This is a genomic window from Arachnia propionica (assembly GCF_900637725.1).
Taxonomy (GTDB): Bacteria; Actinomycetota; Actinomycetes; order Propionibacteriales; family Propionibacteriaceae; genus Arachnia; species Arachnia propionica.
On the sequence record NZ_LR134406.1, the window covers coordinates 364682 to 376573 of the forward strand.

The 11892-nt window shown below is 67.6% G+C and carries 8 protein-coding genes; all 8 read left to right on the forward strand.

The features are described 5' to 3' along the window. The first annotated feature begins 87 nt into the window (after positions 1 to 87). The 8 genes from EL272_RS01650 (at position 88) to EL272_RS01685 (ending at position 11891) form a co-directional block, all read left to right on the forward strand. Positions 88 to 1485: a hypothetical protein gene (locus tag EL272_RS01650; RefSeq protein ID WP_061787269.1), complete on the forward strand. Its 1398-nt coding sequence runs from the start codon at positions 88 to 90 to the stop codon at positions 1483 to 1485. After that, entirely contained in the window at positions 1482 to 2849 is a 1368-nt protein-coding gene (locus tag EL272_RS01655) for a hypothetical protein (protein ID WP_061787268.1), read from the forward strand. Before EL272_RS01650 ends, EL272_RS01655 begins: the two co-directional genes overlap by 4 nt. Positions 2850 to 3284: 435 nt before the next feature. Beyond that, positions 3285 to 5099, forward strand: coding sequence for a toll/interleukin-1 receptor domain-containing protein (locus EL272_RS01660; RefSeq protein WP_061787267.1), 1815 nt, complete (start codon positions 3285 to 3287; stop codon positions 5097 to 5099). Positions 5100 to 5101: 2 nt separating this feature from the next. Then, positions 5102 to 6055: a CRISPR system precrRNA processing endoribonuclease RAMP protein Cas6 gene (gene cas6, locus EL272_RS01665; RefSeq protein ID WP_061787266.1), complete on the forward strand. Its 954-nt coding sequence runs from the start codon at positions 5102 to 5104 to the stop codon at positions 6053 to 6055. Next, positions 6048 to 8549 (forward strand): TIGR03986 family type III CRISPR-associated RAMP protein, encoded by a 2502-nt coding sequence (locus EL272_RS01670; protein WP_061787265.1) that lies wholly within the window; start codon positions 6048 to 6050, stop codon positions 8547 to 8549. Before cas6 ends, EL272_RS01670 begins: the two co-directional genes overlap by 8 nt. Before the next feature lie 11 nt (positions 8550 to 8560). Next, positions 8561 to 10075, forward strand: a complete 1515-nt coding sequence (locus EL272_RS01675; RefSeq protein ID WP_061787264.1) for a Cas10/Cmr2 second palm domain-containing protein — start codon at positions 8561 to 8563, stop codon at positions 10073 to 10075. Beyond that, positions 10072 to 10698, forward strand: a complete 627-nt coding sequence (locus EL272_RS01680; protein ID WP_061787263.1) for an RAMP superfamily CRISPR-associated protein — start codon at positions 10072 to 10074, stop codon at positions 10696 to 10698. Before EL272_RS01675 ends, EL272_RS01680 begins: the two co-directional genes overlap by 4 nt. Then, positions 10695 to 11891 carry an RAMP superfamily CRISPR-associated protein gene (locus EL272_RS01685; protein WP_061787262.1) on the forward strand — a complete coding sequence of 399 codons (1197 nt, stop codon included), beginning with the start codon at positions 10695 to 10697 and terminating at the stop codon, positions 11889 to 11891. Before EL272_RS01680 ends, EL272_RS01685 begins: the two co-directional genes overlap by 4 nt. Position 11892 lies beyond the last annotated feature (1 nt).

Genomic DNA, 11892 nt, shown 5'->3' on the forward strand with positions numbered 1-11892 from the left:
TCACAGGCTCGATCCCCCTTGTCGCGGCCATTCGGCGAGCCGAGCTGAGGGTAATGTCCGTCAAAGGATGGCGACGGAAGGAGACTGATGTCCAAATCCTTTGCGCAGTGGTGCGGGCAGTGGCTGGAACGGCTGCCGAAATGGGAACGGTACGCCCCCAAAGGGTTCGGCGTGACCGTGAATCTCGTTGTCAAACGCCTACTGCATCCTGGTGTCACAGCCGGGCCCGAATGGGCGGGCGTGGAGCGGGGGGAGAGAATCGGGGACGAACGCGGCCGGGAGCTGCTGACCTGGCTCGACGGGCGGCGCGACGTCGTGGAGAAACTGCTGACCCTGCTGCGGACCGGCGTGGACGATGCCATGGCCCGGGCGCGGCAGCAGGGACTGGACGTGACCGTCAGCAGGGTCGCCGAGGCGCTCGCCGTAGCCATCGGGTCGAAGTGGAAACAGGCCGTGGTGCTCACCGACATGGAGGTCGAGTCGGTGTGGGAAACCTTCCTGCGCAACAGCGTCCCGCTGGGCAGGCGGATGGGCAGGCGCGAGTTCGCCGGATACCAGGGGCTCTTCGACCGGATCTGGGAGGATAAGGGACGCGCCAGCCTGGACGCCGAACCCTACGGGCGCTACGGACTGGGCGAGAACGAACGGCCGCCGCTGGTGGTAGAGGAGAGGGAGAACGTCTTCCTCGGTCTGCAGCGTTCGGTCTTCTCCCGGTTTTCTTTCGCGGCGCGAGAACCGTATGTGAGGGGGAGCGCCGATGAGATTGCGCGACGCGAGGTCTCCCGGACCTGCGCCAGGCTCGGGCTGATCGACGAATCGGCCCGGATCGCGCTGAGAAGCCTGCACGCCGGCTTGATGAACGGGCCTTCCGGCCCCGGTTGGAAACCCCCGGGCGCCACACCCGGGAAACGAGCCTGGAACGACGACCTCCTGCCGCTCGGGGAGGAGACCGACCCACAGGGCGATCCCGCCCTGGAATGGGAGGGGATCCACGCCGGGCTGGCGGCGCTGGCCCAGGCGATGATCGCCACTTTCACCGGCCGAACCCTTCAGGGGCAGTACCTGAAACTGGCCGAGAAGATGGAGGAGGCCCACCAGGACGCCATGCGCCGCGCTTGGCACGAGTGCTTCCGGCTGGACATGACCGGAAGGCCCGTCACGGAGGCCAAGGCGTCGAAAATCGTCAAGCAGGCTATCTACGGAGGCATTCCGAGCGGCCAGAAACAGCGAAGGGATCCCCGTCGGTTGACGGGCGGCCACAAGGACGAGATCCCGCCGGAGGACGCGGGCGGGTCGGCGGAAGCCGATCGGCTGGCACTGTTCGAGCGCGCCCTCGAATGGCTGCGCGCCGACGAGGAACGCGCCCGGGCGGTCGTCCGGGGCGACGAGGACGCGACCGCCGAGTACGAGCGCGCCGCCGCCGAACTGGGACTCCCGAGCATTGACGAGGTGTGCCATCACATGGACCAGGACTGGAAACAATGAGTGAAACCGACAAACAGATCGTCATCGAGGCGCTCGGCGGTGGCCCGGTGCAGGTGGGGACGGGGGGACCGGCGCCGGCGGGAAACGTCACGCTGCCCTTGAGAACCGTAGTCGTCGTGGTGAATCCCGCCGAACCCGAGGAGGCGCCCTGCTGCCTGGTGGCCGACGTCGACGAGTCCCAGGAGGAACTGGCCGATCTCTACGGCGGCGCCACGGCCGGGCTCGCGTCGCGGGCCGCCGAATGGGACGGGCCGGGGCGGGTCGGGAAGCTGCCCCTTGCTCCCGATGACGAGGACATGGCCGGGGCGGTGGCGCGGCTCGGGGTGGTGCGCTGGCTGCAGGAATGGTCGCCGTTGCCGCTCGACTGGCGGCTGCTGCGGCTGGAGGAACTGACCCTGGTTGCCTCGCTCACCGGGCGTCTCGCGGACGAACCCGACCGGCTGCCCGAACTGGCAGAGCTGTGCAGGTACTTCCACGACCACATCGACGAGGAGGAGTTCGCACCCCTGACCGGGCTGCTCGGGGACGCGCTGGAGCAGGTCGCGAACCGGTTCCCGCTGTCCGGGGAATCGGGTGATTGGGCGCGTCAGCTGCTGGCCACCTGGCCCCCCGGGGAGGAGACCACTTCACCCGGGCGGCTGGACGTCGAACTCATCGGCCGGTTCACGCCCGAACTGGCCTTGGCGGCGGGCCCGGAGCGATGGGGAAAGCTTGCCGAATCCGCGACCGTCGACTGGGAACAGCTGCCGCGCGGCTGGGTGGCAACGGGCGAGAACAACGCCCGGTGGGTGCTGGACCTTGACGTCGAGGGGAAGATCCACTGCGCCGTCGCGGTGGACGGGCCGCAGGAGGTGCGCTGGTTCGGCGGAGTGTCCTGGGGGAGGGAACTGAACGAGGACGACCGGCTCGGTTTCGACCTGTTCTCCGGAGATGTCCCCGAACCGGTGCTGAGTGGGGAGCTCGGCTACGATCCACGGACCCGCGGCTGGGCCGGGTCGGTGACCGGGACGGCGGTGCAGACGGCCAGGCTGAAACAGGGCCGCGAGGCGGGAGCTGGGAGGTCGCTGCGGGTGCGCCGCGACACCACCCTGCGGGAAACCTTCGCCCCGGTGGCCGCGGCAGCGCGTCGCTGGTCGGTGCGGGGGGTGAGCGCCCTGAGGCTCCTGACCGCCGCCGACGACCGGGATCTGCGGGCCGGAGCGGTCGCGGCCCTGACGGAGGCGGCTTCGTGCTGGGATGCGGCCGGGTGGAAACGCGACGCCGAGGCCTGCCGCGGCCTGCTGCGGAAGGTGGGTTCGGGCGAGTGGAAGGACTGGGTGGGCCTCACCGTCGCCGAACAATGGTTGCTCCACCCGAGGTCGTGAGAACGCGAAAGCGGGGTGCGTGTAGCGCACCCCGCGGTTTGTTCACTTCGCGGCCCGGGCCGCCCGGTAGATCACCAACCCCACACCATGAGTGTTCACCTCCTAGATCTCGAAGGCAGTGCCTTCGTTTCACCCGACATTCGGATCTAGCGGTGCCCGGGAACGTGGCCGTGGGGCGAACCCTGAGGTTCGCCCCACGAATGATGAGATTGCGGTTCGCAGCCCCGGCTGCGTTTCATGTCACCAACGACACAGCATGTCGCGCCTCCTTCCGTGCACCTCGGGGGAAACCCCTTTGCTGCACATGCAGATCCAGACCCAGGAGCGGGCCGTCTTCCGGCGGGGCTCCCCGGCCCGGGGGAATGCTTCGTCGGTGGGGGATCAACGGCCGTCCTGTCCGTCAGGGATCGGTGAGGACACGAAAGGAAACCTGCGATGACGTCATCACGACCTCCGGGGCGGGGCAACGGCCCCGTCTTCATCTCCTACCACCAGAAAAGCGGGACCGCCGACGCCGAGTTCATCGAAACCTATCTGCGCGCCGGGGGAATCGTGCCCTGGCGCGACATCCGTGACCTCGAGGCCGGAACGGTCGAACGCAACATCACCCAGGCCTTCGAAGAAGGGCTGAGCGGCGGGGTGCTGCTGCTCTCCGACGGCATCTCCGAGAGCAGTTTCGTCCCCAAGACCGAGGCGCCACTGCTGGTCGGGGCCCACAAGGCCGACCCGGAGGGCTTCCAGCTGCACATCATCAACACCTTCCGGAAACCCGGTTCCCTGGACGAATGCGACTTCAAAGCGCCCGGTAAACAGCTGGGGACGAAATACCCGGAGGCGGAACAGCTCAATGACCATCTCCAGCGGCGGCTGCTGCACTCCGACGACAAGGGCGGCAAACCGGTCAGCGAACTGAACCTGGTCCTTCGCGACCTGCTGCGCAACCGCCTCAAGGTGCGCCGGCCGCAGCTCGACGACGGGGAGATCGAGATCGGCCTCCAGACCCGGCCCGAACCCAACCACCTGCCCGCGGACGGCCGAACCCTCCCTGAGGCCGACCTCCACATCCGGCTCCGGCAGGATAACGCCACGCAGATCCCGGAGGAACTCGACTACCGCTGCCTGCAGCAGGCGCTGCCGGTGCTCATCGACGAACTCCACGCGGCCCGGATCAGGCGTGTCCTCTTCCGGGGTGGCTGCCACCCGAGCCTGGCGTGGGCGCTCGGCGCGGCGCTGCCGCACGCCCGCGAGATCGAGCACTTCACCTGGCGCGACACCTACGGAAAGGACTGGGTCTCCGCGGATGAACCCGAGGAACACAGCACCAGCATCCACCTGGAAACCCTGAACCCCGACGGGAGCAGACGCGCCCTCGGGTTCGCTCCCGGCGAGATACCCTCCGGAGCCGAGCTGCGGCGGGTCCTCTGGGGGGATGCACCCGCGAAGAACGCCGTCGTGCTGCTGGCCGCCGACGACCTGCGCCCCCAGCCCCTGCTCGCCCTGGCCGAGAAGCTGGAGGACCCGGCGGTGCTGGTCATCAACCTCCACACCCCCTCCGCCGACGGCGCCAAGAAATGGATCGACCACACCGAGGGGGCCGGGCTGGCCAGGCGCGCGGGCGAAATCCTCCGGAGGCTCAGGGACCTCGCCAAACTGCACCTCGCGGTCAGTGCCCCCGCCGCCATGGCGGCCCTGACGGCCCGCTGGTGCAACACCCTGACGATCGATTTCTACGAACTCGGCAACACCGGTATGGGCGCCCGCGAATACATCCGGGTGTTGCGCACCGAATCCGGTAACAAATCCCCCATCACGGGGGTCTTCCCCCAGGGCGTGCCCCAGGTGGACGAGGTGAGGAAACTCATCAACCTCACCCCGCACGACGTCACCTACTATCCCGAGGCGGGGGAACCGTTCACGTGGGCGGCCCCCGAGGGGCCCGACCAGTGGGTGCGGCGCCAGGAGCAGTCCGAGGAGCTGCCGTCGCTCCGGGTTCAGGGACGCGAGATCCCGGTTACGAGGATCCGGCAGGGAGCCATCGCCCCGGAGCCGGACCCGATGCCGGGGGTCGGCTACATCGTGCCGCGGATCAGCGCCGAGACGGCCCGCAGACCCGATTTCTTCTTCCCGCACGGCGAGGTCCGCGGCCAGGGCGGCGGCATCATCGGATGCCGCAGACTCGGATGCTTCGAGGCGGTCTCGAACAGGGTCCGGCCCTACCTCGAACTCCTCGACCCCGTCCCACAGGACTGAACGTGGAGTCGCCGAGATCTCTGCCCGCGGTGCGGGTCAGGATCTGGCAGGTTCTACTGCGGGCGGAGACAGGGGAACGTCACCTGACCCCCACGCCCTCGGGAATCCACGCGATGGTCTCGTCGTGGCTGCACCGGTCGCCGGGTGGCGGCGACGGGGAGCCGCATTCCGAGGAACACCGGTACGCGGTGCGGTGGCGGCAGGTCAGCGAGTTCGCCGTGCTCGTGGAGTTGCGGCTGTTCGACGACTTCCTGACCCCGCTGCTGGTTGACCGCGTCGCGTTCGGGAACCGGGAGCGGCTCGGCATGGTGACGCTGCGGGTCGAGGGGATCCAGGAGGTGGCCTCGGTGAATCTCGCCGGGATCGCGGGCAGGCCGTCGAAGGGATGGCGGTTGCGATTCCCCGAAGGCGTCACCTTCAAACGCGGCGACGTCTTCATGCCCTGGCCCGATCCGTACCTGCTGCTGGGCAGCATCCAGCGGCGGCTCGCGCTGATCTGCGGCCGGGACCGGGACGAGCAGCGCCTGCCGCGGGAGGTGATGGCGTCGGTGTTTCCCACGCAGGTGGAACTCCAGTCCGTGCGATGGACCGAGGGGGATCCCAGCCGGGCCAGCCTCCGTGACGTCCGCGTCGTGCTCGGGGAGGTCGACTGGCTCTGCACCGGCGACGCGGCCTCGTCGAGCTTGATCGACCGGCTCCTCCAGGTGGGGGAACTGACCGGCATCGGGGCACGAACGGCTTGGGGAGCCGGTGTGCTGGAGATCGCGGACCGGGTTCCGATGCGCGCGATCGCCACGGGAAACAAGCGCCGTTCCCGGCGCGTCCCGTCCCGTCCGTCAGGGATTGGCAGGACCGGGAGAACCCCATTCCCCCGGTTTGCGGGGGAATCGGGGGAATGGGGATTCGGCGACGAGCGGCCGGGCGGGTCGCTGGATAGGAGGTTTGGCAGTGAATGAATACGCCTACGTCGAGGAGATCGACGAGGACCACGTCCGGGTGTGGCCGCTGACCGATTCGGAGCTCACGTGGAATGGAGAAAAAGTCCTGACGCGAAAGGATGGCTTCACGCTCGAAATCGAAATGTGCCTCGGGTATGAGAAAGGGAACCCCGGATACTACTTGGTGGAAACCGATGAGCTACCTGAGGTGTGCATGTTGGAATCTCCCATTTCTGGAACCTCGGTCGGTTCCAAGAGAAGCAAAACTTGGAGAAAGGAACTGTGGATTCCCGAAGGAAGTGGCGGGCTGGAAGGTGCTCTCCGTGACAAAGCCTACAGCCATGACTTCGATCTCCTGGAGGTCGAACCTAAACGGTTGTGCTGGGGTGGCGAAGGTCTTGGCAGGTGGATTGAGACGGCCAAGGAGGAAGTTGAGCGAAAAGCCGCACGCAAGAAGGCCGGTGAAATCCGGGAGAAGCTGAAAGAGTTCCACGACGGCGGGAAGGCTTTCATCAATCCCTACACCTTCGTTCCGCTGCCCGACAAGGTAAAACGGGACAAACCCCACGGCCACGCGAGGGCAGTCGAGGGCGGGCTTACCGGGTATCTCGACGTGGAGTTCGCCTTCCGTTCCCCGCTCATGATGCCGGTGGACTGGAACACCCCCGGGGAGACAACCGTCACCGGCACCCGGATCGAGGAGCGTGTCACGGTGCCGGGATCCTCCGTGCGGGGTGCCGTCCGGTCGCTGTTCGAGGTGATCAGCAGCAGTTGCCTGTCCATACTCGACCCCGACTACCGGCCCGCTCACCGGGCGTCGCTGGAAATGCGCCCCGACAAGCGGCTGGCAGTGGTTGACGAGGTCGATTCCGACGGGAAAGTGATCTCGGTGCTGCCCACCAGCAAGGTGGTGTGGATCCGGGCCGAGGCGCTGTGGCACCTGTTCGGCGGGGCGGCGGGGCTGCGTTCCGGGGTGCGGATCTCCCTCGACGAGAATGCCATCTACGAACGGAGTTTCGGCGGCGACAAGGGCAAACCCGTGAAACGCGAACAGCTCAAACCGGAGGGGGAGCCCACCCTCAAGAAGGGCGGCGACTGGGTGGTGCATGTCGCCGACGCCGGGACGAAGGGCGACCACCCCGCCGATCACATCTATGTGGCCGTGGGCAAACTCGAAACCACCCCGATCCGGCTGGGCGAGATGACCTGGGAGGACTACCGGGAGCTGTGCAGGTACTCGGTGGACGTGACCGGCGGAGGGCTCGCCCCCTCGGCGCCCGCATGGGATGCCGAGGAATGGTCGGGAGTGGCGGTGATGGTCAAGCACACGGACAGGAGCAGAGGGAATAGAGAAACCGCCATCGGGAAGCGACGCAAGAGCGACGGCGCCCTGGCCCCGGGCGATTCGGTGTGGATCACCACCCGGAGCGAGGGCGGCGAGCGCGTGGTCACCGGGCTCACGATGTCGTCGAGCTGGCGGGAGCTCGGGAAGGGCCCGATCCGCAACCGGCTTCCCGACGAGTCCCTGCTGCCGTGCCGCGACCCGGATGAGCTGTGCCCCGCCTGCGCCACCTTCGGTTTCATCGAGGCCCGCGCCGAGGGTCAGCGACGCGACCAGGCGGAACACAACGCCTACGCCTCCCACCTGCGGTTCGGGGCCTTCGAAACCGACGCTCCGGTGCCGCTGCGCCTGGTGCTTCCCCCGCCGACTCGCTCCCCGCGTCCGAGCGCCGGGGCGTTCTACCTGGAACACCTCACAGCGGAGGGCGAGAACCGGGAGGCGGGTGTGGCCGAGCTCGGGAAGCCGGCGTCGCGGTGGGGCGGTCAGTTGGACAGCTCCGGGATGCGGAGGATCGCTGGTCGCAAGTTCTACTGGCACGGCCAGGAACCCAAGGACACGACCCTCACGCCTCGCCAGGTGCGTCGCGCTCACTACCCGAAGGAAGGCGCCCCCGACTGCCAGGAGACCATGCGCTGGATCACCGAGGGAACCCCCGTCCTGAAGGGACGGATCCACTTCGAGAACATCGACGCCCGCCAGCTCGGGCTCCTCATGCTCGCACTGGAACCCCGGGAACTCGCGAAACGCGCCGGTATAACCGTCAACGGTGAACTTGCCACCCACCTCGGTGGCGGTAAGGGCCTGGGCTTCGGCACCGCCGTCGGCCGCATCACCGCAACCTGCATCCAGGATGCCGCGGGCAGGTACCGTGCCGGCGCGGGGAAGGTGGAGGTGGATCCTTGGGGGGCCGCCATGCAGGTCATCGACCCGGATGTGCCGTGGATCACCGGGCTGGTCAAGGCGCTCGGCACCGAAAGCGTCCCCGCCGACCGAATCTGGTACCCGACCATGGGCAACTTCACCCAGCGGGACAGTGACGTGCAGCAGAAGAAGTTTGACAAGAGCTTCGAGTACTACGCCAGGTTCTCCGGAGGCAAGGACAAGAAAACCCGGATGCGCACCCTCCCCAGGATCGACGACCCGATCCAGTACATGAGCAACGAGAACTGAAAGGACCGGAGATGACTTGTTTCGCATCCATCGGGGTCAAACAGATTCAGGGTTATCTCGCTCGGTCCCGTCGCCTGTGGGGACGCCGCGGCGCCTCCGACATGCTGGCCTACCTCACCGACACCACCGGGGCCGCCGACCGCATCGAGGAACGCAGTTTCGAGACCGCGGGGGAGATCCTGCAGGGTTTCCCCGGGGTGACGGTCAACGACGATGCCGTTGACGTCGACTCGGTGCTGAACATCCGGGGCGAGGATCCCGGCGAGGTCCGCAAGGCCACCGAGGCCCTCGCGCTCAACATCAAACTGCACCTGCCCGCCGCACACGTCCACACCACCTTCCGGAAAGCTGCCGGGTACGGCGACGTCATCCGCGCCGAGGACGAGGACATTCCTGCCGAAACCAGGCAGTATCCGCCGTCGATGATCGAGTTTCCCCTGGCCCATCACTGCGACGAATGCTCCTCGGGCATGGCTGCGGAGGAAACCTCGGTGGGTGAGGAGACGACGCGGCTGTGCGGCGACTGCGCCTCCCGTGCTCCGCGGTCGGGCCGCAACAGGCTCCTGAACTGGTCCCTGCTGGGTGGGGTCCAGCAGGGATTCATGGTGGAGCAGGTCATGCTTCGCGAGCTCCGGAAGCAGGAGAAATTCGGAAATCTCACACAGGTGGAGCATTTCAAGGAGTTGGCGCAGCTCGGTGATCTCGGCTCCGAGGGGTCGCGCACCCACACCAGCAACCACGTCGCCACCATCTTCGCCGACGGCAACGGCTTCGGGAAGCTGTTTCGGGAGCTGAGGGTGGCTGCTGCGGATTCGGAGGGCGGTCTGCAGGAGCTGCGGAGGGTGTCCAAGGCCGTCAAGGACGCCACGAAACAGGCGCTGCGCAAAGCCATCGAGGAGATCACAGACGACCGGGTCGCCGCATCGAACCGCATGCCCGCCGTCCCGCACATCCTCGGCGGCGACGACGTGCTGGTGACCGTACCCGCCACCAAGGCATGGCCCTTCCTCATCGCATTCCTGAAACACCTGGAACAGGAATCGGGCAGCGACACCTTTGGACTGGGGGCGGGGAAGGTCAGCTTCTCCGCGGGCATGGTGATCTGCAAACTCGCCTACCCCATCGGCGATCAGGTGGAGCTGGCCACCGCCCTGCTGCGCACCGCCAAGGAAGCGGTGAGGGGCAACGACTGGTCCTTCGCCTGGCTGGACGTCACCAACGAGGGTCCCAAACCGCCGAGACGATTCCTCACCCTCGATGACTGGGGGCGGATCGAGGAACTCCGGGACCTGGCGCGCCGGCTCGGCGACGACGAACGCGGCAACGCGGCGCGCGCCACCCTGCGCCAGGAACTGCGGATCAGGGACGAGAAGGACCGCACCCTGCACCTGAGACACCGGGCCGGCAGGCTGCCCGGGGTCGCGGACCTCCTGAACGCGGTGTTTGGAAGGAACTGGGAGCGGGCCACGAACCAGGGCGCCGAGGAACTCCTGACGGTACTGAACATCATGAGGTGGTACGCATGACGACGACCAAGACCACGATCGAGCTGGACATCCGTTTCAACACCGCCTTCCGCATCTCCCAGGGATACGGGCAGGGGGAGGTCGACGACGTGATCGACGAGGAAAATCCGCTGCCGGCCACGTCGCTGAAAGGCGTCATGCGGGACGCCGCCCGCATGGTCCTGCCGGGAAAACGACAAGGCGACAAATACGTCGACCATCACCTGGTGGACGCCGTCTTCGGGAAACGCGGCAGCGACAGCTCCCCGTGGAACTTCTCGGACGGGAAACTCGACCACACGGATGATCCCCGGGAGCGGATCCGGGTGCGTTCCCGGGTGGCCATCGACGAGCAGCGCCGCGCCCGGGCCGGGGCGTTGCTCTTCGCGGAGGAGCTGCACGCGGACCGGGCCACCGCGACGATCTCCCTGACCCAGCCCCTGCCCCCGGAGGAGCTGGACACACACGTCGCGCTGCTGCACGTCGCCGCGCGGCTGGTCGACGGGATCGGCGCCGACCGGCGTCGCGGCCTGGGGTGGGTGAGCATCACCACCGACGCCGACGACATCGAGGCAATGGTCGACAGGATCGAGCGCGCCAGGAACGGGCAGGCCGGGAACGAGCAGGTCAGGAGCGAATCATGAGCTGGTGGCGGGTAACGGTGACAAGCGAACAGGCGATCGTCGTCGGCACCGGGGCCACCCGGGCCTTCCACACTCCGAGCCTCGGATACATTCCCGGTTCCACGCTGCGCGGGGCGCTGGCCACCGCCTGGCGGATCCGGTACGGCGACCCGGATCCTGCCTTCCGGAAAACCTTCGACCACTCGGTGCGGTTCGGGCCCCTGCTGGCCGTGACGGGGGACGTCGCCAGCCAGTCCGTGCTGCGCCGCAAGTACGCCCCCGGCGACGGCGAATACGTCGACTGCGCCTTCGAGGACGCGGGGGATGCCGTGGGAGAACACCTCAAGGGCGACGTGATCTGGGGCGACAAGAACGCATTGAAGGTGGTGACCACCACCGCCATCGACCCCGAGAAACGCACCGCGCTCGACGGGAACCTGTTCTCCCGCGAGGCTCACCGTCGCCGACAGACCTACCACGGCCTGATCCACGGCGACGAGAACCTGGTGGGGAGATTGGTGGAGCTGGAATCCGCCAGCATCGGGGGTCGCAGAAGCGTCATGGGGCGCGCCCGGATCCGGATCGAACCGACACCACCACCCGAGCTGCCCGCATCGGGGGATGTGGTGCTGCGCACCCTGTCACCGACGATCCGCCTGAATGAGGCGGGCGCACCCACCCTCGAGTGGAAAGGAATGAAAACCTTCGAGGGTTTTGAGGTCGTGGATGCCTGGGGTGGCAGAGTCGCAGGCGAGGGGATCAGCGGCTGGCACATGGCTTCCGGCACCCCGAAACCCGGGGACATCGCCATCGCGCCCGGGGCCGTCGTGAAACTGCGGGAACCCGACCGGGACAAGGTGCTGGAGCTGCTGGAACGCGGCCTCGGGACCCGCAGGGCCGAGGGATTCGGATGGCTCGAACAGGTAACGAAACCCTGGCGGCCACCCGGCGGGAAACCCGGCGAGGAACAAACCGGGGAAGTCGCAACCCCGGACCTCGACGCAATGCTCGGCTGGCCGCTGGAGGACCGCAGGGCGGTGGCGGGCTGGCTGCAGGAACTGCGGGAGGGCGACGACACCAAGACCCTGGAGGGCAGGCGCGCCTGGCTGAACCTGACGGAGGGTCGACGGGCGGCGGCCCGGCGCGTGATCCGCGACACCCCACAGGCGCAGCGCAACGTGTGGGCATCGAGGCTACGAGAGGGACGGAACTGAC